The 20739-nt window shown below is 70.6% G+C and carries 24 protein-coding genes, 1 tRNA gene and 1 pseudogene; 16 read left to right on the top strand and 10 right to left on the bottom strand.

Translation table 11 applies throughout. From position 1 onward, the window contains the following. Positions 1-54: 54 nt before the first annotated feature. The gene (locus tag ABD944_RS19935) at positions 55-1233 is read right to left on the bottom strand and encodes a saccharopine dehydrogenase family protein (RefSeq protein ID WP_345178589.1); all 1179 of its coding nucleotides are present in this window, start codon (positions 1231-1233) and stop codon (positions 55-57) included. 196 nt (positions 1234-1429) lie between these two features. On the opposite strand from ABD944_RS19935, the gene ABD944_RS19930 reads away from it, so the two are divergent. Continuing rightward, complete coding sequence (locus tag ABD944_RS19930) at positions 1430-1606, top strand: hypothetical protein (protein WP_345178588.1); 177 nt, start codon at positions 1430-1432, stop codon at positions 1604-1606. A 21-nt stretch (positions 1607-1627) separates the two neighbouring features. On the opposite strand, the gene ABD944_RS19925 is transcribed toward ABD944_RS19930, so the two are convergent. Beyond that, positions 1628-2512, bottom strand: a complete 885-nt coding sequence (locus tag ABD944_RS19925; protein WP_345178587.1) for a LysR substrate-binding domain-containing protein — start codon at positions 2510-2512, stop codon at positions 1628-1630. A gap of 210 nt (positions 2513-2722) precedes the next feature. On the opposite strand from ABD944_RS19925, the gene ABD944_RS19920 reads away from it, so the two are divergent. The 10 genes from ABD944_RS19920 (at position 2723) to ABD944_RS19875 (ending at position 9757) form a co-directional block, all read left to right on the top strand. Beyond that, the gene (locus ABD944_RS19920) at positions 2723-4156 is read left to right on the top strand and encodes a form I ribulose bisphosphate carboxylase large subunit (RefSeq protein WP_345178586.1); all 1434 of its coding nucleotides are present in this window, start codon (positions 2723-2725) and stop codon (positions 4154-4156) included. 1 nt (position 4157) lies between these two features. After that, a complete protein-coding gene (locus ABD944_RS19915; protein ID WP_345178584.1) occupies positions 4158-4586 on the top strand; it encodes a ribulose bisphosphate carboxylase small subunit in 429 nt (142 codons plus the stop codon). Further along, entirely contained in the window at positions 4583-5581 is a 999-nt protein-coding gene (gene cbbX, locus ABD944_RS19910) for a CbbX protein (RefSeq protein WP_345178583.1), read from the top strand. The genes ABD944_RS19915 and cbbX overlap by 4 nt, the downstream gene beginning before the upstream one ends. 114 nt (positions 5582-5695) lie before the next feature. Further along, positions 5696-6604, top strand: coding sequence for a PAC2 family protein (locus ABD944_RS19905; protein ID WP_345178581.1), 909 nt, complete (start codon positions 5696-5698; stop codon positions 6602-6604). Between the two features lie 64 nt (positions 6605-6668). Continuing rightward, entirely contained in the window at positions 6669-7088 is a 420-nt protein-coding gene (locus tag ABD944_RS19900) for a CBS domain-containing protein (protein WP_345178580.1), read from the top strand. Next, positions 7085-7720: a dienelactone hydrolase family protein gene (locus tag ABD944_RS19895; RefSeq protein WP_345178578.1), complete on the top strand. Its 636-nt coding sequence runs from the start codon at positions 7085-7087 to the stop codon at positions 7718-7720. The genes ABD944_RS19900 and ABD944_RS19895 overlap by 4 nt, the downstream gene beginning before the upstream one ends. 167 nt (positions 7721-7887) lie before the next feature. Next, positions 7888-8280, top strand: coding sequence for a nuclear transport factor 2 family protein (locus tag ABD944_RS19890; protein WP_345178577.1), 393 nt, complete (start codon positions 7888-7890; stop codon positions 8278-8280). An 83-nt stretch (positions 8281-8363) separates the two neighbouring features. Further along, positions 8364-9053, top strand: a complete 690-nt coding sequence (locus ABD944_RS19885) for a cupin domain-containing protein (RefSeq protein WP_345178576.1) — start codon at positions 8364-8366, stop codon at positions 9051-9053. Between the two features lie 53 nt (positions 9054-9106). Next, positions 9107-9178: transfer RNA gene (locus tag ABD944_RS19880), tRNA-Val, on the top strand. Between the two features lie 243 nt (positions 9179-9421). Continuing rightward, on the top strand, positions 9422-9757 hold the full coding sequence (locus ABD944_RS19875) for a hypothetical protein (RefSeq protein WP_345178680.1): 336 nt from the start codon (positions 9422-9424) through the stop codon (positions 9755-9757). 31 nt (positions 9758-9788) lie between these two features. Here ABD944_RS19875 and ABD944_RS19870 read toward each other — a convergent pair. Then, positions 9789-10383 (bottom strand): annotated as a pseudogene (locus ABD944_RS19870) (IS110 family transposase); the annotation flags it as partial. 298 nt (positions 10384-10681) lie between these two features. Here ABD944_RS19870 and ABD944_RS19865 point away from each other — a divergent pair. Beyond that, a complete protein-coding gene (locus ABD944_RS19865; RefSeq protein ID WP_345178575.1) occupies positions 10682-11167 on the top strand; it encodes a hypothetical protein in 486 nt (161 codons plus the stop codon). A gap of 469 nt (positions 11168-11636) precedes the next feature. Here ABD944_RS19865 and ABD944_RS19860 read toward each other — a convergent pair whose 3' ends face one another. From ABD944_RS19860 to ABD944_RS19850, 3 genes are all read right to left on the bottom strand, one after another. Beyond that, a complete protein-coding gene (locus ABD944_RS19860; RefSeq protein WP_345178573.1) occupies positions 11637-12554 on the bottom strand; it encodes a hypothetical protein in 918 nt (305 codons plus the stop codon). Next, positions 12535-12726 (bottom strand): hypothetical protein, encoded by a 192-nt coding sequence (locus ABD944_RS19855; protein ID WP_345178571.1) that lies wholly within the window; start codon positions 12724-12726, stop codon positions 12535-12537. The genes ABD944_RS19860 and ABD944_RS19855 overlap by 20 nt, the downstream gene beginning before the upstream one ends. 202 nt (positions 12727-12928) lie before the next feature. Beyond that, positions 12929-13261 carry a hypothetical protein gene (locus tag ABD944_RS19850; RefSeq protein ID WP_345178569.1) on the bottom strand — a complete coding sequence of 111 codons (333 nt, stop codon included), beginning with the start codon at positions 13259-13261 and terminating at the stop codon, positions 12929-12931. Between the two features lie 931 nt (positions 13262-14192). Between ABD944_RS19850 and ABD944_RS19845 the strand changes: the two genes are divergently transcribed. From ABD944_RS19845 to ABD944_RS19835, 3 genes are all read left to right on the top strand, one after another. Then, positions 14193-14315 (top strand): hypothetical protein, encoded by a 123-nt coding sequence (locus ABD944_RS19845; RefSeq protein ID WP_345178567.1) that lies wholly within the window; start codon positions 14193-14195, stop codon positions 14313-14315. A gap of 75 nt (positions 14316-14390) precedes the next feature. Beyond that, entirely contained in the window at positions 14391-15068 is a 678-nt protein-coding gene (locus tag ABD944_RS19840; protein ID WP_345178566.1) for a DUF8175 domain-containg protein, read from the top strand. A gap of 217 nt (positions 15069-15285) precedes the next feature. Further along, positions 15286-15903 carry an SMI1/KNR4 family protein gene (locus ABD944_RS19835; protein ID WP_345178565.1) on the top strand — a complete coding sequence of 206 codons (618 nt, stop codon included), beginning with the start codon at positions 15286-15288 and terminating at the stop codon, positions 15901-15903. Positions 15904-15936: 33 nt separating this feature from the next. Here the strand turns inward: ABD944_RS19835 and ABD944_RS19830 are convergent, their stop codons facing one another. Then, positions 15937-16899 carry an esterase/lipase family protein gene (locus ABD944_RS19830; protein ID WP_345178564.1) on the bottom strand — a complete coding sequence of 321 codons (963 nt, stop codon included), beginning with the start codon at positions 16897-16899 and terminating at the stop codon, positions 15937-15939. Positions 16900-17284: 385 nt separating this feature from the next. On the opposite strand from ABD944_RS19830, the gene ABD944_RS19825 reads away from it, so the two are divergent. Then, a complete protein-coding gene (locus ABD944_RS19825) occupies positions 17285-17725 on the top strand; it encodes a hypothetical protein (RefSeq protein WP_345178563.1) in 441 nt (146 codons plus the stop codon). Positions 17726-17841: 116 nt separating this feature from the next. Here ABD944_RS19825 and ABD944_RS19820 read toward each other — a convergent pair whose 3' ends face one another. The 3 genes from ABD944_RS19820 to ABD944_RS19810 all read right to left on the bottom strand — a co-directional run bounded on the left by ABD944_RS19820 (position 17842) and on the right by ABD944_RS19810 (position 20701). Next, on the bottom strand, positions 17842-18426 hold the full coding sequence (locus ABD944_RS19820) for a DUF1877 family protein (protein WP_345178562.1): 585 nt from the start codon (positions 18424-18426) through the stop codon (positions 17842-17844). A 94-nt stretch (positions 18427-18520) separates the two neighbouring features. Then, positions 18521-19207 (bottom strand): DUF899 domain-containing protein, encoded by a 687-nt coding sequence (locus tag ABD944_RS19815; RefSeq protein WP_345178560.1) that lies wholly within the window; start codon positions 19205-19207, stop codon positions 18521-18523. Between the two features lie 114 nt (positions 19208-19321). Then, the gene (locus ABD944_RS19810; RefSeq protein ID WP_345178558.1) at positions 19322-20701 is read right to left on the bottom strand and encodes an alpha/beta hydrolase family protein; all 1380 of its coding nucleotides are present in this window, start codon (positions 20699-20701) and stop codon (positions 19322-19324) included. Positions 20702-20739 lie beyond the last annotated feature (38 nt).

The following is a 20739-nucleotide window of genomic DNA, read 5'->3' as shown; positions in this document are numbered from 1 at the left end:
CGTCTCTGAGGCCGCGCCGTCTCTGAGGCCGCGCCGTCTCTGAGGGGCCGGTGCTCAGCCCGCGTCGAGGACGCGGAAGGTGATCCCGGCCTTGACGAGCCGGTCGACCAGCGCGTCGCCCATCGCGGCGGCCGTCGTGACCTGCCCGGACGTCGCGGGCAGGTCGTCGTGGGCGAGGCACAGCGCCGACTCGGCGAGCATCTTCGCCGTCTCGGTGTACCCGGGGTCGCCGCCCGCGACCTCGGTCACGACGCGCCTCCCGCCGCCCTCCCCGACGAACTTCACGCTGAACCAGTTGCGGGCGCGCCGCTCCTCGGACGGCCCGTCGCCGGGCGCGCGGAGCCGCAGCAGGAGGCTGCGGGTCGGGGGGAGCGCGGCGAGGGCGAGCAGGGCGCCCGAGCCCGCCGCCATCCCCGCCGCGGTGGCGAGCCGCTTGACCGCGACGTAGTGGCCGTAGGAGAAGTCGGGGCCGTACCGGTCGAGGGCCGCGGCCGACCGGACCACGATCTGCGGGTCGATGGTGGGCAGCGGCAGCGTCCAGCCGCCCCCGACACGGGCCTTCGGCGCCGGGCGCCGCGAGATCCGCACGCTGCGCCCGGCGGGAGGCTCCTCCACCTTGCGGCGCTCGCGCTCGGCGCGCACCATGCCGGCGGCGTCGCCGAAGATGCCGACGGCCGAGTGGAGGGTGCCGCCCGAAGCGTCCCCGCGCACCCGCAGGAACCCCTCGACGTGCAGGGGGACACCCTCCGGGAGCTGCTTGACCGTGAAGTACACGCCGAGGTCGTGCGGGATGGAGTCGAACCCGCAGGCGTGCACGATGCGGGCCCCGCTGCGCACCGCGGCGTCGTGGTACTTCACGTACATCCGGTCGACGAACGTGGGCTCGCCGGTGAGGTCGACGTAGTCCGTCCCGGCGCGCGCGCACGCCGCCACCAGGGGCTCGCCGTACTTCACGTAGGGGCCGACCGTCGTGATGACGACCCGCGCCGACTCCGCGATCTGCTCGATCGACGCCGCGTCTGTGGTGTCGGCGTGCAGCAGCGGCAGCTCGGCGCACGCCGGGTCCAGCTCGGTCAGCCGGTCGCGCACGGCCGCCAGCTTCGCCTGGTTGCGCCCCGCCAGCGCCCAGCGCGTGCCGGGATCGGCGTGCCGGGCGAGGTACTCGGCGGTGAGGGCGCCGGTGAAGCCGGTGGCGCCGAACAGGACGACGTCGTACGGGCGGTCGGCGGTCATGAAGGCCCCTTTCACGGTTCCGAACACGATTCTGACGCGATCGGGGCCGTTCATGCGCGCCGCAGCGCCGATGTGAGGGACCGCACTGTGAGGACGGTGTTGTGAAGACGGTGTGGTGAAGACCGCGTTGTGAAGACCGCACCTGCGAAGGGCCGTGCTCCTCTAGGGTTGCTCCGATGATGCGGATGGTGGGGGTATGACGGGGCTCGCCGTGGCGATGGACGTCGTCGCCGCGGGCTTCCTCCTGAGCTTCGTGGTCCTGCTGACGCGCCGGAGCGCCGCCCCGTCCGGCGAGGGCGGTCGGTCGGCCGCGATGATCCTGATCGCCGTCAGCCTGGCCCTGCTGTCGGTATCCCTGTGGAGTCTGCCGTGATCACTGTGGAGCCTGCCGTGATCACTGGGGGGCCGTAGCCGCAGCGGGCCGCCAGCCGGGCGCCTCCAGCAGGTGCCGGACGAACAGCAGCGTCGTCGCGGTCGGCGCCGCGCCCGCAACCGCGTGCCACGGCCGGTCCAGCGGCATCCCCGGCGCGTCGATCACCACGAGCCGCCCGGTGTCCAGCTCCGCGCCGACGGCGTCCCGCGAGACCAGCGCCGCGCCGAGCCCGGCCGCCGCGCCCGCGATCACGGCGCCGTTGGAGCCGAGCACGAGCCGCGGCGGCGCCGCCTCGCGCTCGGCCAGGTAGGCGTCCGCGCTCGCCCGCGTCCCCGACCCGGGCTCGCGCATCACCCATGGCGTGCGGGCCAGGGCGAACCCCACCGCGAGCTCCGGCGCGCCCACGACGACCAGCTCGTTCGGCCGCCTGGCCAGCACGGTCGCCGCGACGCCGGCGGGCGGGCGGCCCGCCAGCACGAGGTCGGCCTCGTGCGCGGCCAGGCTGCTCCACACCTGGCGGCGCGGCCCCACCTCCAGGGCCAGCTCGACGTCCGGCCAGCGCGCCCGGAACGAGGCCAGCAGCTCGGGCAGGACCTGGTCGGCGGCCGTCGTCACCGCCGCCAGCCGCAGCGGCCCGCGCCCCGGGTCGGCCGCGCCGCGCGCCGCCGCCCGCCCCTCCTCCAGCAGCCCGACCACCGGCCGCGCGTACCCGGCGTAGACCGCGCCCGCGCCGGTCAGCCTGACGCCCCGCCCCTCCCGCGAGACGAGCGGGACGCCGAGCTCCCGGGTCAGCGCCGCGACCGCCGCCGACACCGCCGACTCGGTCACGTACAGCCGCCGCGCCGCCGACCGCACGGACCCGGTGTCGGCGAGCGCGACGAGCGCCCGCAGCCGCGCCTCCGTCACGTCCGGCCTCCTCGTTTAAGCGAATGCTTAAGGGTCACCGTAGAACACTTGATGGACATCGCAAGTGTCGGAAGGCGATTCTCGGACGCGTCACGGTTCCACGTGGCCGGGACGCGGCGCTCCACCCCGATCCCCTGGGACATGCCGTCCTCCACCGGGTCGGCGCGCCGCGTCCCGCCACATCCAGGCTTCGGCTGAAGGAGAGCGGCGATGAGCGCGGGCAGATGGTCGGCGGGCGTGATCCCCTACGCGGAGATGGGCTACTGGCGCCCGGACTACGAGCCGAAGGACAGCGACATCCTCGCCGCCTTCCGCATCACGCCCCAGCAGGGCGTGCCGCCGGAGGAGGCGGGCGCGGCCGTCGCGGGCGAGTCGTCCACCGCGACCTGGACGGTCGTGTGGACCGACCGGCTCACCTCCTACGAGAACTACCAGGGCAAGTGCTACAAGGTGGAGCCCGTCCCCGGGCAGGGCGACCAGTTCATCGCCTCCATCGCCTACGACCTCGACCTGTTCGAGGAGGGCTCGATCGCGAACCTGACGTCGTCGATCATCGGGAACGTCTTCGGGTTCAAGGCGCTGAAGGCGCTGCGCCTGGAGGACATGCGGATCCCGGCCCACTACGTGAAGACGTTCCAGGGCCCGGCGCACGGCATCGTCATGGAACGCGAGCACCTCGGCAAGTTCGGCCGCCCCCTGCTGGGCGCGACCGTCAAGCCGAAGCTCGGCCTGTCGGCCCGCAACTACGGGCGCGTCGTCTACGAGGCCCTCCGCGGCGGCCTCGACTTCACCAAGGACGACGAGAACATCAACTCCCAGCCGTTCATGCGCTGGCGCGACCGCTTCCTGTACTGCATGGAGGGCGTCAACCGGGCGCAGGCCGCGACGGGCGAGGTCAAGGGCCACTACCTCAACGTCACCGCCGCGACGATGGAGGACATGTACGAGCGCGCCGAGTTCGCCAAGGAGCTCGGCAGCGTCATCGTGATGATCGACCTCACGGTCGGCTACACGGCGATCCAGTCGATGGCCAAGTGGGCGCGAAGGAACGGCGTCATCCTGCACCTGCACCGCGCGGGCCACTCCACGTACACGCGGCAGAAGACCCACGGCGTGAACTTCCGCGTCATCGCCAAGTGGATGCGCCTCGCGGGCGTCGACCACATCCACGCCGGGACGGTCGTCGGCAAGCTCGAAGGCGACCCCAACAGCGTCCGCGGCTACTACGACACCCTCCGCCTCGACCGCGTGGAGGCCGACCCGGTGAAGGGCCTGTACTTCGACCAGGAGTGGGCGTCGATGCCGGGCACGATGCCCGTCGCGTCCGGCGGCATCCACGCCGGGCAGATGCACCAGCTCCTGCACTACCTGGGCGAGGACTCGATCCTGCAGTTCGGCGGCGGGACGATCGGCCACCCGATGGGCATCGCCGCCGGGGCCGCCGCCAACCGCGTCGCACTGGAGGCGATGATCAAGGCCCGCAACGAGGGCCGCGACTACCTCGCCGAGGGCCCCGACATCCTGCGCGCCGCCGCAAAGCACAGCCGCGAGCTGGACGTCGCCCTGTCCACCTGGGGCGACATCACCTTCACCTACGAGTCCACCGACACCCCCGACGCCGCCCCGACCCCCGTGAGCGTGTGACATGCGGATCACCCAAGGCACCTTCTCCTCCCTGCCCGACCTCACCGACGACGACATCGCCAAGCAGATCGCCTACGCCCTGGACCAGGGGTGGCCCTGCTCGGTCGAGTTCACCGACGACCCCCACCCGCGCAACTCCTACTGGGAGATGTGGGGCCTGCCGATGTTCGACCTCACCGACCCGGCCGGCGTCCTGTACGAGGTCAACGAGTGCCGCAAGGCCTACCCGGACCGCTACGTCCGGCTCAACGCCTACGACGCCCGCTACGGGCGGCAGACGACGGCGCTGTCGTTCATCGTCCAGCGTCCGGCCGAGGAGCCCGGCTTCCGGCTCGACCGCACCGAGACCTCCGACCGGCGCGTCCGCTACACGCTGCACCCCTACGCCCTCGACCGTCCCGAGGGGGACCGCTACGGGGCGGGACGTTGAGCGAGCGCCCCGGTCCGGAGACGCGGCAGGGCTTCGGGACGCGGCAGGGCTTCGGGATGCGGCAGAACGGCTCCCCGGCGGATCCCCAGGAGGCTCCCGCGGCGGAGCCGCTCCCCGCCGGCGCCCGCGTCGACCTCGCCAAGGAGCGCGCCGACTCCCAGGTCGACGCCGTCCTCACGGCCCTGGACGCCGAACTCGTCGGCCTCGCCCCCGTCAAGACCCGCATCCGGGAGATCGCCGCGCTGCTACTCGTCGACCGCGTCCGGGCCCGGTTCGGCATCGAGTCGGGACGCCCCAACCTGCACATGTGCTTCACCGGCAGCCCAGGGACGGGCAAGACGTCCGTGGCCGTCCGGCTCGCCGAGCTCCTGCACCGCCTCGGCTACGTCCGCCGCGGCCACCTGGTCTCCGTCACCCGCGACGACCTCGTGGGCCAGTACGTCGGCCACACCGCGCCGAAGACCAAGGAGGTCCTCAAGCGCGCCATGGGCGGCGTCCTGTTCATCGACGAGGCGTACTACCTGTACCGGGCCGAGAACGAGCGCGACTACGGGCAGGAGGCCATCGAGATCCTCCTCCAGGTCATGGAGAACCAGCGCGACGACCTGGTGGTCGTCCTCGCCGGCTACAAGGACCGCATGGACTCCTTCTTCGCCTCCAATCCCGGCATGAGCTCCCGCATCGCCCACCACATCGACTTCCCCGACTACGAGCCCGCCGAGCTGGAGGCCATCGGCCGCCTGATGATGGACCGCGAGGGCTACGCCCTCGCCCCCGAGACCGAACCCGTCTTCCGCGACTACCTGGCCCGCCGCCGCGCCCGGCCCCGCTTCGCGAACGCCCGCTCCGTCCGCAACGCGATAGAGCGCGCCCGCCTGCGCCACGCCAACCGCCTCCTGGCCCATCCGGGCGAGGTGGACCGCGAGGCCCTCACCACCCTGCACCCCGAAGACTTCCTGACCAGCCGAGTCTTCGAGGAGGCCCGCCTGCGCTGACGGCCGCCCCACCCGAGCCGTCCACCGCCCGCGCCCGGCGGGTGCCGGAGGCCCCGGCACCCGCCGCACCGCAGTGGATAGTCTGTCTGAGGACATGTAGAGGTGGGGGAGAAGTTGCTTAACCCAGAGGATCTGTACGAGCTCGACTCCGATCTGCCGGAGATGACGGGTCCGGTGCTGCTGCACAGCCTGGACGGCTTCGTGGACGCGGGGTCCACCGGGCAGCTTGTGCGGGAGAACCTCCTGGAGGCGCTGGAGCACCGCGTCATCGCCCGTTTCGACGTCGACTCCCTGATCGACTACCGGGCGCGCCGCCCGCCGATGACGTTCGACCGCGACCACTGGGCCGCCTACGAGGCGCCCGAGCTGGTCGTCCGGTTGCTGCACGACGAGGTCGGCAGCCCGTTCCTGATGCTGTCCGGCCCGGAGCCCGACCGGCTGTGGGAGGGCTTCACCGCGTCCGTCGTGCACCTGGTGGAGCGGCTCGGCGTCGGGCTGGTCGTCGGCTTCCACGGCATCCCGATGGGCGTCCCGCACACCCGCCCCGTCGGCACCACCTCGCACGCCACCCGGCCCGAGCTGATCACCCGCAACTCCTGGTTCGACAAGGTGCAGGTGCCGGGCAGCGCCGCGGGGCTGCTGGAGCTGCGGCTCGGCGAGGCGGGCCACGACGCCGTCGGGTTCGCGGTGCACGTCCCGCACTACCTGGCGCAGTCCGCCTACCCGGCCGCCGCGGTCGCCGCGATGGAGGCCGTCGTCTCCGCGACGGGGCTGGTGCTGCCGGTCGACGGGCTGCGGGAGGCGGCCGCCGCCACCGACGCCGACATCGCCGAGCAGGTCGACGGCAACGACGAGGTCGAGAAGGTCGTGCGGGCGCTGGAGCAGCAGTACGACGCGTTCGCGGGCGCCGCCGAGCGCGACAACCTGCTGGCCGAGTCGCAGGACATGCCGACCGCCGACGAGCTCGGCGCGCAGTTCGAGCGTTTCCTCGCCGAGCGGGAGGGCCCCGACTCGCCCGCCTAGACCTGCCGCGGCCAGACATATCCCGTCCGCCGCTGGGTACGCGAGCCACCGAGGGAGGTCTCGCATGGGCCAGAAGGTGAACGAAGTCATGACGCCCGCGCCCGTGGCGGTGTCCCCGGACACGACCCTGGTCGAGGTCGGGGATCTCATGCGCCGGCACGGCATCGGCGACGTCCTGGTGGTCCACGAGGGGCGGCTCCGCGGCCTGGTCACCGACCGCGACATCGTCGTCCGCGCCGTGGCCGAGCACCGGGACATGTCCCGCACGGCCGTCGCCGAGATCTGCAGCACCAACCTGATCACGGTCGGGCCCGGGGCGGACGCCGACGAGGCCGTGCGGCTGATGCGGGCGCACACCGTCCGCCGGCTCCCGGTCGTCGACGGCGACCGCCCGATCGGCATGGTGTCCATCGGCGACCTCGCCGTCCAGCGCGACGAGCGCTCGGCCCTCGCCGACATCAGCGCCGAGCCGCCCAACACATGATCACGCTGGGGCTGCCCGACGCCGAGCTGGCGGGCGACCTGGACATACCGGACGGCGCGCGGGGCGTCGTCCTTTTCGCGCACGGCAGCGGCAGCTCGCGGCACAGCCCCCGCAACCGCGCGGTCGCCGCCGGCCTCAACGCCGCCGGCCTCGGGACGCTCCTCATCGACCTGCTCACCGAGCCCGAGGAAGAGGCCGACCGGCTCACCGCCGCCCTCCGCTTCGACATCGACCTGCTCACGCGCCGCCTCGTCGGCGCGGTCGACGGCCTCGCCGAAGGGCTCGAATCCGCCCCCCACACGGCGGGCCTCCCCATCGGCCTGTTCGGGGCGAGCACCGGCGCGGCCGCCGCGCTCGGCGCCGCCGCGGCCCGTCCCCGCGTCGCCGCGGTCGTCTCCCGCGGCGGGCGCCCCGACCTGGCGGGCCCGTCCCTCGCGCGGGTCCGGGCCCCCGTCCTGCTGATCGTCGGCGGGCGCGACACCGAGGTCCTGGAGCTGAACGAGCGGGCGCACCGCAGCCTCGCCTCGTCCGAGGTGCACGTGATCTCCGGGGCGGGCCACCTGTTCGAGGAGCCCGGAGCCCTCGAAGAGGTCACCGCGCAGGCCGCCGACTGGTTCGGCCGGCACCTGTGACGCACGACGTCATCGTGGTGGGCGCGGGCCCCGCGGGCTCGCCGGCCGCAAACCACCTCGCCCCGGCGTCCTGACCGGCCGCGACGGACAAGCACTGTTCGGGCAGAGCAAAGAACCACGGCACTCTGAGACGCTGGACTTGCTCCTTGACACCGGGAGGACGGCACATGAGCGAGGCGTACGACATCGTCAAGGCCCACTACGCGGCCTCGGAACGCGGCGACCTGGCCGGCATGGTCGAGAAGTTCGCCGAGAACGTGGCATGGACCGAGATGGCCGGGTTCCCCTACGCGGGCACCTACGTCGGGACGGACGCCATCAAGGCCGGGGTCTTCGGCCGCCTCGGTGCGGACTGGAAGGGCTTCCGCGCCGACCCCGACGAACTGGTCGACGGCGGCGACGGGACCGTCGTCGCGATCGGCCACTACTCGGGCACCCACCGCGCGACCGGCAAGGGGATGCGCGTCCGGTTCGTCCACGTGTGGCGGGTGGAGGACGGGCTGATCACCGGCTTCGAGCAGTTCACCGACACCCACCTCGTCCGCGAGGCCATGACCTGAGCCGCCGCCCCGTCCGGGACCGGCGCGCCCGGCCCGGACGGGGCACCATGTGGACGGCAGAAGCCTGATCTGGGGAAACGCGCATGTCCGCGCTCATCGCGACATCGGACCTCCCGGCCGCCGACCGGTTCGACCACTGGCGGTCCGCCGTGACGGACGCGTTCGTGCCGCTGCGCACGGAGACCTCCCGTCCCGAGCGCTTCGACGGCCGCATGCGCTGCGCCGAGCTGGGCGCGCTCACGGTCACCGACACCGCCCGCCCCTACACGCTGGCGTTCGACGACCCCTACCGGCAGCTCGTCCTCATGCTCCCGCGCCGCCTGCTGCACCTGCCGGAGGAGGCCGTCGCCGGGATCACCGCCACCCGCGTCTCCGGCCGCCGAGGCGTCGGCGCCTTGCTGTCGGCGCTCCTCGTCCAGCTCGCCGGACGCCTCGACGAGATCGGCGATCAAGGCTTCCGGCTCGGCGACAACATCGTCGACCTCCTGGCCACCCTGCTGGCCGAACACCTCGACGCCCCCGCGCCGGACGCGCGGCGCCGCACCCTGACGCTGCGCGTCCGCGCCTACATCGAGCGCCACCTGGACGACCCCGACCTGTCCCCGGACACCATCGCCGCCGCGCATTACGTCTCGTCCCGCCACCTCTACAGCCCGACCCAGCCGCCCCCTGGGGCGGCTTCAAGTCCAGCGGCTGGGGCCGCGAGATGGGGCCCCTACGCCCTGGACGCCTACACCGAACCCGAGGGCGTCTGGATCCACCTGCCCTCCTGACCCTGCCGCTTCGCGATCGCCCCCAAGAACCAGGTACGCTTTCCCGGCAACGCGGGCGCGTAGCTCAGGGGTAGAGCACTCGCCTTACAAGCGAGTGGCCGCAGGTTCGAAACCTGCCGCGCCCACCCACGTCAAGGCCATGATCCGCTCCCGCGGATCATGGCCTTCGGTGCTCTGAGCGACTAATTGAGTGACTACGGCTCCTGACCTCTTGCGGAAGATGGCTACGGGTCGTGCACCACCCGCGGGGGTGCCCCTATGTCTTTGGTCAAGCTCTTTGGGCCTCCGGTCACCCGTGGTTGTGTCGGCGCTGTGCGACAGTTGGTGCCTTCGCAGGCGAATAGGGTTGCCGACTGCAGGGGGTAAGCGTGGAACGGATCACTGATGACCAGGTGGCACGGCTGGTCGGCTTTGTGTCGGCACGCATCCCCGACTCGGCTCCGCTTCAAGGCGAAGCCCGTCGCACGGCCGCAGCCCTGCGCCTGGCCGCACACAAACAGATCGCGGCGGTGATCTTCCACCGAAACTCTCCGGCTGAGCATGCAGGAGAGACGGAGGTGCTTGCTGCCGCCTCGTGGAACCTGCTGGCCGCCTTGGCCGGAATCTGGCGCGACCACCCAGACTTCCCGGCCGACGCCGCCGTAGAGACCTTCGATTTCGACTGCGAGTCGCCCCTCTCAACGACCATTCAGCGCGACTCGTGAGCGATCTCATGCCCTGCGGTAGGTCGCGATTCGTAGAAGGTGTCGTCGGGGCGTAGGCGGCGAGGTGGCCTGCGGTCGGGAAGGTGCTGCCGTCCCCGACCTCGATCAGGATCCGGGCGCCGGTCCTGACGCCCAGCGCGGTGAAGATGTCCTCGACCAGACGATCGGCCATCCGTGGGGGGCCTCCGGCCGTAACAGCGTGACCATCCGCCGCCGTCCGGCCTTGCGAATCGGAGCCGGTGGCCCGAACCGCTCCAGCAGAGCCAGGACGGCCGGGTGCTGCAACCGCCGCCCCAACACCCGCTCCAACAACGGGCGGATCTGTGTCAGCAGCCCGTGGAGCCGGTTCGCGACCCGGGTGGTTTAGCCCAGATAGGCGACCGTACGGCCCATGTCGACGGCGAGCGCCAGCGGCTGGGCCCCGATCGAGGCCGGTTGATCGACCACGACCAGCACCGTTCCGTGCTTGGCCTGGAGTTTTGCGAACAGCTCACGGAGCCTGGGTTCGGTGTTGGGCAGGCGCTTGTCGAACGCCTTCTTGCCGGCCGGGTGACAGCGGTGGCGTGGTGTGCGCCCTTGCCGACGTCCAGGCCGAGGAAGACGTCGATGTCGCCGGTGTCGATCATGTGCAGGCCCCACCATCACGCTTTCGTCCGGCCTTGCCTCGGCATCGAGCTGCCACATCCACGTTACGGAGAGCTCATCCGGCTCGGGTGAAGCCGGTGCTCAAGCCCCTTATCAGCGGTCCGTCGATGCCTCCCGGCCGGTGACACCACCCCCGGGTCATGAACAAGGGGGGGCATGCCGGGCACAAAGGCCGGAGGCCCATTGCGGAGCCACGAAGAAAGTAACGGGGGGTGCCTCTATGTGGTTCGTCAAGGGAATCGGGCTGCGTTCGGGGAACTTGGCGGGCAGCATGGCGGGATGCCGGATCTGTTGTGGGATGACGTCAGGAACTTCTTTGATCCTGGCTTGATGGGTGTTATGCCGGATCTGTCCGTGGCGGGCACCTCGGTGGAGGACTGGCAGGCGCTGTTCGATCTGGTCCGGTTGAGTGGTTGGTCGTGGGAGTACTCGGTGGGCGGTGCTGCTGAGCCGTTGCCTCCTGCTGCGGACGTGCTGGCACGTCCCGTCGATGCTGAGACGGCTGACCTGTGGGTCTGGCCGGTCCCGGGGGTGCTGGTGATTTTCCGTCCGAGGTCCGCCGAGGAGATCGACTTCGATGTCGACCTTCGCGAACTGCAGGGCCAGGAAGGAGTGGACGTCCTGTGCCGGCTTTTGACCGCCATGGGCCGTCGGCTGCGCAAGCCGGTGGTCATGACGGCCGAAGGCGACTACGGAAACCCAGTCCTTGGGTTCGATCCCGCGGCCGACCGCTTGGTGCTCAGGGCGGACCCGCAGCTCAGCTAACCGCCGCGGCCGTTCGGGACTGGTAGCGGTCGCCGGCGCGGTTCCCTGTCTCGGCGGGAGATGGCGGGTGGTGCAGTGGCCTGATGGACGTAATCGATCGCGTGGCCCCTGGGGGGCGCGAGGGCCCTCTGGAACTCGGCGTTGAGGTCCTCGATTTTGAGCGACAGGGGCTCTTCTGCGCGGGTGGCGGTCTTGTACAGCATCGCCACAGCACCTGTTCGCGCAGCGCGTGCCCGTTATTGGCGAGGCGGGTGCGGGGAATGGGGGGTCACCCCAGCGGGTGGGGTTTGCGGCAGGTCGGGCTGGTCTCCAAAACCTGTGGGGCCATCGGAGACGGCAGTCTTCTCTCGCGGGTGGGCTTCCGCCAAAAGTGGAGGGCTCTGTGCGGGTCGTGGTGCTGTACGTCGCGCGGAAAGGGTAAGGCGGGAGGGGATGCCCCTCCCGCCTCTATTCGGTAAATGGTGTGATGTCAGGTGACATCCCCACGTGCCGCCCTCGACCAGATGTCGAGCAGGCGAGCCGCCGACCCGCCGACCGGTCCGATGCTGTCCCGCAGCGTCTCGGACGCCGGAAGCCGAGCATTGGCCACCGCCGATACCGCGAGCGCGGCATCGTCGATGGTGGACGAACAGACCTTGAGCAGATGGTCGGGAACCTTCAGTGCGGGATCTGTGCACCCCACGAGAGGTGTGCCCACGGCGGCGATCAGGGGGAACACCGTTCCCGGAATCCCGATTGTCGCCTCGGCCCGTGCCGAGGCGTTCAGCGACGGAACCTGGCTGATCTCATAGCGGGCCCACAACGCGGGGTTCTCCCTCGGGTGCAGACCGACCATGATCCGCTTACCGGCCGTCCGCAGCTTCTCTGCGGCCGCCAGCAGGAGAGCGGTGCCGGGCGCCGCTTCCCCGGTCGAGTCGGGGCGGGTGACGCTCGTCAGGACCAGTACCAGCCCCGGCTCGGGCACCCGCTCCGGCAGATCGTCGGTCTGCGGGGAACCAACGACGGTCACCGTTCCCCGCGCCGTGCCGAGATAGCCGGCGAACGCATCGGCCGCCGCCGGTGACGCGGCGGTGATCTTTCGCAGCCGCGGGCGCAACTTCTGTGCGCCAACGGCTTGCCGCGGTCCGAGATAGGCGAGCTCGCTGGCGGTCAGGGGCAGCTTCGGGAACCGACCGGCGACCTCCACCGGCCAGTCATCGGCCCCGGCGACCACGAGCAGGTCAGCGGCCGGAGCAGTTCGTGGTGTCGCGGTCGGCACCGGATCCCCGGGCTTGATCCGCGACTTGTCGGGCACCACCTGAGTCAGCTGCCAGCCGCGCCGTTCGGCCTCGGCGAGCAGTGGCCGCACGTGGTAGGTGGCCCAGGGCTCATTCGTCGCTATCAACACCTGAAGCGCTGTGTTCGCCCTGGTACATGGTGATCGTGACATGCTCTTTCCTCTCTTTTGGCAAGGTCGACCCCTCTTGGGCCGCGTCTATAACTGTCAGCGACGTCGCCGGGAACGCCAGAGGGAGAGGAGGAATGCGCGCCATGACCGCCTGAACGGCCGTCGTCTTCACCGTGGCGGGCTCCAGGTCGTGTCTTGCGTCGCTCGGGTGATCGCCCGGCTGCTGCGGCCGTCCGTGCTGGTAGTTCAGGTGGCCCGCACACCGTCATGGCCCATCCGCTTCATGAGGTCGCGCAGCGTCGCTCCGGACTCGGCCGCGAACGTGTCGCCGGTGTGCCGGGTCCTGCAGGTGCAGGTGCAGGTGCAGGTGCAGGTCAGAAGCGTCCTGTGGCCACCGTCTCACCGCACTTGGACGCGCGCCGGAAGTTCGTCCGCCGCAGGACACCGTCCTTATCGAGGGAACGGTGGGCGTGCTGCGCGAGAACGGGGGAGCTGTGAGGCGAGATTTGTGGACAGAGTGCGTGCGCTGTCCCGCCCTGATCTTGGCCGCGTTCTATCCCCTCGCGGTCCTTGTTGGACGCCGCCGGGTGGCCCGCCCCGCCAGCGGCGCCGCTCCGGCCGGTGCCGCAGGCTCCCGCATCCTCGGCGATGACCACCACGAACAGCACGACGAAGACGATGATCGCCAGGATGCCCGACGCTGGCATCCACACGACCTGCGTCGAACCTCGATCGTGGGCACCCCTTAGCTGGCCTGCATTTTGCCCAATTCGGTTATCTGCTGGTCACGAGGTTCCGGCACGCCAATTTACTTGTTGATCACACTTTGCAGCAGATGGGGGAAGTAGTAGATAAAACGTAGTGCCGTGGGGTGTGATGGCCTACCATATCGGCAGTTCTTGATCGGCAGACCTTGGCGGGGGCTGTTCTGGCCGTGCAGGCAGGCAACACCGGAGAGCCGGTTCAAGCGCCTCCACGGCAGCAGGACCCGCCGCCCCCGCACTCCTGGCCTCCGGGCGGTTTGCATGATTTTTCCACGCATTTATTCCACTCCCCGTCAGGGCGGGTGGCCCATTCACGACCTCGGCCCGCTGCTGGCGCTCGGTGGCCCGCCGTGGTGGTTTCTGGGCTGCCGTGGGGGCGCCGGGACGAGCGCGCTGCACGCCGCCGTCCCTGGCGGGATGGACGCGGGCTATTGGGGGCCGGTGTGCACTGCCACGCCCGTTCGCGTCGTCCTGGTGACCCGGTCGTCGGCTCATGGGCTGCGTGCCGCGCAGACCGTGGCCTGGCAATGGACGCAGTCCCCGCAACTGCGGGCGGTGCGACTGCACGGCCCTCGTCGTCGACGCACCGGGCCGACGACCAGAACCGCTGCGAGACCTGCTCGCTCTGGTTGCCGGCGGCGTACCGAAAGTGTGGGATCTGCCCTGGGTGGAAGCGGTCCGGCTCGGCGACCCCCTGGTCAGATCTCTCTCTCCGCCGAATACGCGGCATCGGCCGCAGACCTGCACAGCGTCAACGGAGGAAGCAAATGCTTGATGTCGTCTCCGCGACGGCGGCCGACACTGATCACCTCCAGGCCCTTGTCGGGGCGATCCCGGACCGGGGCAGGGAATGGCCCCGCCCGGGGTCGGGCGGGTGGGGATCTCGCATCGCTGCGGCGAGGGCGGCGAGCACGCCCAGGGCCTGGTCTGGGTGCTCGCCGCGTGCATGCTTGCGGGCTCGGCGTCCACGTTCGTCGGCACGCCGATGAGGGGCTAAGGCGTGACCCAGCCCCCTGACTCGTTCCCTCCCAGCCCTGAGCCCCCTGGAGTGTTCCGGCGGCTGGGGTTGCTGGTGGCTGCCGGGTTCATGGCCGTCATCGTGGTCCTCGGCGTGGTCGTCGCCGTAGCGGGCTCCGGTTCGGAGAGTCTCGACGACTCAGCGCCTCCCGTCCCGGCCTCGCCGCTCGGGGCAGGGGGCGGCAAACCGCTGGGCTGCCGGCCGACCGACACCAGTCAGCAGGTGCCTGTCTCGGCTCCGCTCGGCGTCACCTGGGAGCTGTTCCAGGCGATCGCGCTCCCGACCTCGGCGACCGCCGGTCCGCTCGTCCGGCAGGGCGGGCAGCGCAGCTGCTACGCCCGCACTCCGGTCGGCGCGATGATCGCCTCGTTGCAGATCAGCGCCCGCCTCACCTACTCCGCCCGGTGGAAGGCGTTCCTCGCGCACCAGGTCGTGGACGGCCCCGGAAAGGTCGCGCTGGCGCGCGAGCGCGCCGGTACGGGCGCGAGCCCGCCGCTGCCGGCGGGCGGAGTAGCGCAGGTGGCCGGGTTCAAGTTCATCACCTATGGGCCCGACACCGCGGTGGTGAGCCTCCTGACTCGAGTGGACCCCTCCACGTATGTGGAGGGCACCTTCACCGTCAGGTGGCAGGCGGGCGATTGGCGGTTGGAGCTGCAGCCGGACGGGACTCCCAACGCCGCAGGGCGGAAGCGCTCCTCCCTGTCCGGATACGTCGCCTGGGGTGGTGCGTAAGGTGACCGCTCCCGCGGATCCCAGCGACAGGTGCGGCCTCTTCGACGTCACCTGCAACGCCGAGCAGCAGGTCGGTCCGGCGCCCACCGGGCCTTCGCCACCCGTCGGCCTTATCCCGAGTTGAGTCGGCGAGGTTGCCAGCGAGCTGGTCCTGCGGCCAGCTTGCGGGGGACGCGGCGACGCTCAGTTGTCGGGGGTGTTTGGCAGGGTTCGCGGCGTGATCAGTGCCCCGCTCGTGGAGTCGTTGCATCGGATTGAGGTGTGGCTTGCCGAGCACGCTCCGGCCAGTTATCGGACGCTCAACCCTCCGGCCACCTCCGAGCACATCAGTGACGCCTTCACCCGGATGGGCGTGCCTGTGCCGGTTGACCTGGCGACTCTGCTGCTGCGCCATAACGGGACGACCGACCCGGAGATCGGGCAGGCGAACCGGAAAGGCATCGCCCACTTCCTGCCCATGTGGACAAGACTGCTGTCTCTGGAAGAGATCGAGGACGACTACGACGGTCACATGCAGGTCCTTGGAGACCCTGAGGAAGACGAGGATGACGACGGTCCGGATCCGTGGTGGCATCCCTCGTGGGTGTGCTTCGCCTCCAGCACAGACTCGGGGGTTCACTGGGCCGTCGACCAACGCGCTGGGGGACGAGCGATCCGTGAGTGGGACCGCGTCGAGTCGTCCGAGGGCTTCTCCTCACTTCCGGTGATGATGGCCGCTATTGCCACCAACTTGGAGACCGGGCAGAGCCTCTTTCGGCACCGCAGACACCTACCCCAGGTCTCGGAAGACGGTGTACTCACCTGGGACGTCGGTCCCGCGAAGCTCTCTGGCTGACCGCACTCGCGGGGCGGTCAAGGGAGCCCTGGGTCACCACTTGTTGGACCAGTAGATGGCGTCCATGGCCACGCGGATGGGCGGTGCGCCGTTCCGGATGTGCTTCCAACCGGCGTCGTTGAGGCTGTAGTTCAGCGGGTAGTGGCCCGAGACCTTGTCGCGCAGGTCGCTGTGCCGGAGGCCTGCGATCGGGGCGTAGCGCACCCGGTGCTGGGCTCCGATGGACTGGGGCGCTGCGCTGGAGGAGTTGACCGCCTGGTCCCGGTCGGTGGCGACCAGCGTCCAGTCGGTGCCGCCCTCGGCCTGGGGCAGTCGCGTGCCGATCCAGTTCATGAACGCGTTCGTCCCGCTCATCTCCTGGCACTGCTTGTTCGACGTACAGAACGCCGAGACGATGGCGCCCTGGTGCGGCGTGCCGAGCGTGACCACGTCTTGGATCAGCAGCTTGGGCGGCCAGCCTGGCTCGTGGCGCGCGTAGCCGGCGATCGCGGCGCGGGCGACCAGGCCGCCCATGGAGTGCGCGACGATGTCGACGGTCTGGCCCTTGGACGAGTAGTTCCTGTAGATGTTCTGGGCGAGATTCCTGCCGAGATCCTTGATGGACGTGTCGGTCGACCCCTTGGCGATCCGCACGCAGTTCTTCGGATCGTCGGTCGAGTAGTAGCCGACCCGGTGGAATTTGCCCGTCCAACCCCAGCCGCGCATCGCTTTCACCGCGCTGCTCCACTTGTCGGCGCATCCGGTGTCGGTGACCGTCTGCCGATATCCCCTGATGAGATAGACGGGCGTGTTCGCAGAGTCCCCGCCGACGCGGGTGGCGCCCGCTGCGATCTGCGCGGCGGTCAGGCTCTGGGCCGCCTGGGCGGTCTTGCTGCCCCCGGCGCTCAGCTCGGTCTCCTGAACGGGCGTCGCGTCGCATGACACCAGGGCCAGGCTGGTCGTCATGACGAGGCCGGCGGCGGCGAGGGCGGCCTTGCCCGGGACGGCGATTCCCATTGTTAATCTCCCCTTCGGCAACTCATGGAGAAATTACTCGGCGCGAGTCAGGGGCGTGGAGGGCTGAAGGGCCTCAATGCGTGAAAGAGATTTTGGGGCCCTAGGGCCCTGGTGGTGTGGATCCCGGACTGTTTCGCGGGACCATTCGTGTATTTCCGGATTTGTCGCCAGGTGCCGCGCCTGAGCGTCAGATTCGCATGGAGTCGGAGACGGCCCATGGAACGCCAGGGAAGAAGTCCTCCGGCTGTTCGTTGATCCTGATTACCGGGTTCTCGACAGCCGTCATCTCGGTCTACGGGTTCTTTCGTTCTCGCCCGGCCCCGCAGACGCTGACCCACGGGGGTTGTCCGGCGGGTCGGCGGAAGGACGGTACTCCGGGACACCCGTGATCGCCACGGGTGTCCACGCAAAGGAGACCGATTTCATGAAGCCTCGCTTTCCCCTTGCCGGTGTCGTCCTCGGCGTCTTCGGCGGCGTCACCCTCAGCGGCGTCGTCGGTGGCATCCTCGGGGGCGGTTCGGCCGGTGTCGTCGCCGGCATCGTCGCCGTCGTGATCGGCGTCCTCTTCGCCGACACGACCGCCAGCGACGAGTCGTGGAACGTCATCGGCGGCGTCGCCAGGGGCATCGCCTACACCGTCGCCTGGGGCATCGGCGGCGCCATAGCCGTCGGCGTCGGAAGCCTCCTGACCGGGGGCCTCCTGGGCTTCCTCGGCTTTCTCGGGGGAGTCGTCGGCGGCGTTGCCGGTGGCTTCGTCGGCGGGGGCGCCGGTGGCGTCCTCGTTCGCGGAGCCGTCCTCGGCGTCGTCCGCCTGAAGCGTCACTAGCTCGCCCGCAGGGTGCATGGTGCCCTGCGGGTGTGCAACCGGGGGGTCGGCCTACCCGGCCGGTCCCTGCATCCACTGGTCTCGTGGCCAAGGCCACGGGACCAGGACACTCCCGGTCAGACGATTTCCTTGATGACGGCGTTGCCTGCGGTGGCGGCGCGAGCGTAGAAGTCTCGGACGGTGTCGAAGGTGTTCGCGAGGACGCCGTGTTCCACCATGTCCCAGGATTCGCCGCTCTGCAGCCTTCCCCAGCCCTCGAACGAGTAGGGCTGGGTCTCTCTGAGGAATGCGTGCCGGTCACGGATCAGCGCGTCCCGGTCCAGGCCGCGGAGGAAGGCGTCCACCGCGCGCACCCGGTCGGGGCGCAGGAGCCGCGGGACGTGCAGAAGGGAGCCTTCGCCGGTTTCGTTCATGACGAGGCCGCCCATGACCGCGTCGCGGGCGGGCGGGTCTCCGGAGGCGCGCTCGTAGTCCTCGTTCGGGTGGCCGGTCAGCAGGACGTGCAGGGCGTCCCAGGCTCGGTGGGTGTCTATCTCCTCCAGTTTGCCCAGGGAGCCGGACGGGTCGTAGCCGAGCTCGACGGGCAGGTCGTCCCAGATGGTCCGTAGCCGCCTGAGGCCCGCGTGCAGGCCGTGCGGATGATCGAGCAAGGCCGCGACCTCGGCGCCGTCGTACCTTGTCAGCCACATCCAGTAACCCATGGCCCTCCACTCTCACACGGCGGGTCGTAGGCCTCGGGATCATGCCCCGCCCCGGGCGTCGCGTCGAAGGCTTTTCCCGGGGCGGGCGGTGCTGTCAGGCGTCCTGGCCGTAGCGGGCGGCTATCTCCTCGGAGCTGGGCCAGCGGGAGTAGGCGGGGGACTGGGGCCAGCCTTCGGGGACGTCCTGCCACTCTTCCTGGCGGCCGTAGGGGAGCAGGTCGATCAGGGGGAAGGTGTGGCTGAGCTGTTCGGTGCCCCGGCCGTTGGTGTGCCAGGTGCGGTAGACGGTGTCGCCGTCGCGCAGGAAGACGTTGACCGCGAAGCCGCCGCCGGGAGGCGCGCCCACGTCGGTGCCGAACGGGCTGTTCGCGGTGGAGTACCAGGTCATCTTGTTGCCGACGCGTTGCCGGTAGGCGAGGGCCTCCTTGATCGGGCCCTGGGTGACGACGACGAACCGGGCGTCGTAGGCGTCGAGGAACTCCAGCCGGGTGAACTGGGACGTGAAGCCGGTGCATCCCGGGCACTGCCATTCCTCGCCGGGGAACCACATGTGGTTGTAGACGATGAGCTGGGACCGGCCGTCGAAGATCTCGGCCAGGCTGACCGGGCCGTCCTCGCCTTCCAGCGTGTAGCCGGGCATCTCGACCATCGGCAGGCGGCGGCGCTGGGCGGCGATCGCGTCGAGTTCGCGGGTCACGGCCTTCTCGCGTGCTCGCAGCTCGTCGAGGTGGCGTTGCCAGGTCTCGGCGTCCACGACGGGCGGTAGTGCCTTGGCGGTCATGGCTCCTCCAGGATCTGCAGGGTGTTGGAGTGTGGACTCAGCCGCGTCGCCGAACTCATCGCACAGAGGCCATGGTTCGCCCCCGCGGACCATGGCCTCTGTGGGTGGAGCCCGTTACGGACGCAGGTAGCGGCCCGGGTGGTACTGGATGAAGGACGGAGTCGTGGGCTGCAGGCCGGGCTCGGGGTCTGTGTCGAAGACCGTCTGGGCGTCAGGGGCGAGCGTGGCGGCGAAGCGGTTGAGCGCCGCCGGCCGGGTGTCGGGCCAACGGGCGGTGTCGATCCGGGTGAGGAGCGCTCGCAGGGTCGCGATCTCCTCGGACGCGGTGAAGGAGCAGTGGTAGCCGCGGTCGACGTAGAGCTGCCTCAGGTTCGCCGGGTTGCGCACCTGGGCGGCGTACCGGCGCTGGTTCTCCGGCGGGACGTTGCCGTCGCCCGTGGAGTGGAGGGTGACGACGGGCCAGGGCGTGCGGCCGGACGGGGTGCCGTAGCGGTCGAGGTAGCGGACGGCGGCCGGGTCGGCCGTGATGCGCGGCGCCGCGTTCAAGCGCGCGAGGTCGTCGCGGAGGCTCAGACCGGCCTCACGGTAGGCGCGCTTCACCAGGGACTTCTGGCTGGAGCGGGCGAAGAGCGTCCGGTAGTCCACGCCGGTGTTCCAGGACGGGTTCCCGCCCGCGAGCTTCTCGATGTCGGCGCGGTTGGCGCCCCAGAAGGCCCCCCGGTCGTAGGCGGCGTAGTAGACCTGCTGCTCCACCTGGCCGGCGACCGTGTCCGGTGCGGGCGCCCGGGACGTGTAGCGGCCGGGGATGTCCGCGAGGGCGGCGGCGAGGGCGAGGCGGGCGCGTCCGCCGGGGGTGCCGAGGGCGGTCCCGAGGGCGCGGCGGGCGCCCGAGGTGTTGGCCTGCGGGTCCTTGACGCGCACCAGTTCCAGGTCGGGCGCCAGGAGCGTCTTGATCGCGTAGTTGGTGTCGAGGGCGCTGTTGAAGTGGCCCGTCGTGCCGCCGAGCACCCCGCAGAGGGAGGCCACCCCGGCGAAGCGGCCGGGGTTGCGCTCGGCGAGGAGCACCGAGGTCAGGCCGCCGGCGGACGAGCCGGTGGAGACGGTGCGCCTGGGCTTCCCGACGTTCGCGGTGAACCAGTCGAGCAGGTCGATCTGGTCCCTGAGCCCGGATTCGACCACCCCCCAGCCGCGCGACACGCGGAGCTGGGAGGCCGCCAGCGCGTACCCGTGGTCCAGCAGCCACTGCTTCGTGGCCGGGTGGTTCGTCAGCGAGATCTCCGAAGGCGCGGGGTACTCCAGGCTGTACGCGCCGTGGCTCCACAGCAGGAGCGTCCCGTTCCAGCGGGCGGGGACCTCGACGCGGTAGGGGACTCCGTTGATGTCGCCCTCGCGCACGCTCGTGCCGTCGTCGGCGCGGACGGGGAGGGCGACCGCGGTCAACGCGGCGAGCACCATCAGCGGAACGGTGCGGCAGAACAGGCGGAGTCGATTCATGACCCGCACCTTCCAGTACGTTCCACGGCGAGTGCAAT

The sequence above is a fragment of the Actinomadura verrucosospora genome, assembly GCF_039540335.1.
Lineage (GTDB): Bacteria > Actinomycetota > Actinomycetes > Streptosporangiales > Streptosporangiaceae > Spirillospora > Spirillospora verrucosospora.
The sequence above is the reverse complement of the archived record's forward strand: the minus strand, read 5'-3'. Positions and strand labels throughout refer to the sequence as shown.

What these genes read in the sequence shown, in the direction of transcription:
- ABD944_RS19850 (WP_345178569.1), bottom strand. Translation starts at nt 13,261, where the DNA reads ATGCCAGCGTCGGGCATCCTGGCGATCATCGTCTTCGTCGTGCTGTTC.
- ABD944_RS19815 (WP_345178560.1), bottom strand. Translation starts at nt 19,207, where the DNA reads ATGACCGCCAAGGCACTACCGCCCGTCGTGGACGCCGAGACCTGGCAA.
- ABD944_RS19920 (WP_345178586.1), top strand. Translation starts at nt 2,723, where the DNA reads ATGAGCGCGGGCAGATGGTCGGCGGGCGTGATCCCCTACGCGGAGATG.
- ABD944_RS19830 (WP_345178564.1), bottom strand. Translation starts at nt 16,899, where the DNA reads ATGGGAATCGCCGTCCCGGGCAAGGCCGCCCTCGCCGCCGCCGGCCTC.
- ABD944_RS19895 (WP_345178578.1), top strand. Translation starts at nt 7,085, where the DNA reads ATGATCACGCTGGGGCTGCCCGACGCCGAGCTGGCGGGCGACCTGGAC.
- ABD944_RS19900 (WP_345178580.1), top strand. Translation starts at nt 6,669, where the DNA reads ATGGGCCAGAAGGTGAACGAAGTCATGACGCCCGCGCCCGTGGCGGTG.
- ABD944_RS19930 (WP_345178588.1), top strand. Translation starts at nt 1,430, where the DNA reads ATGACGGGGCTCGCCGTGGCGATGGACGTCGTCGCCGCGGGCTTCCTC.
- ABD944_RS19820 (WP_345178562.1), bottom strand. Translation starts at nt 18,426, where the DNA reads ATGGGTTACTGGATGTGGCTGACAAGGTACGACGGCGCCGAGGTCGCG.
- ABD944_RS19810 (WP_345178558.1), bottom strand. Translation starts at nt 20,701, where the DNA reads ATGAATCGACTCCGCCTGTTCTGCCGCACCGTTCCGCTGATGGTGCTC.
- ABD944_RS19890 (WP_345178577.1), top strand. Translation starts at nt 7,888, where the DNA reads ATGAGCGAGGCGTACGACATCGTCAAGGCCCACTACGCGGCCTCGGAA.
- ABD944_RS19885 (WP_345178576.1), top strand. Translation starts at nt 8,364, where the DNA reads ATGTCCGCGCTCATCGCGACATCGGACCTCCCGGCCGCCGACCGGTTC.
- ABD944_RS19935 (WP_345178589.1), bottom strand. Translation starts at nt 1,233, where the DNA reads ATGACCGCCGACCGCCCGTACGACGTCGTCCTGTTCGGCGCCACCGGC.
- ABD944_RS19915 (WP_345178584.1), top strand. Translation starts at nt 4,158, where the DNA reads ATGCGGATCACCCAAGGCACCTTCTCCTCCCTGCCCGACCTCACCGAC.
- ABD944_RS19865 (WP_345178575.1), top strand. Translation starts at nt 10,682, where the DNA reads ATGCCGGATCTGTTGTGGGATGACGTCAGGAACTTCTTTGATCCTGGC.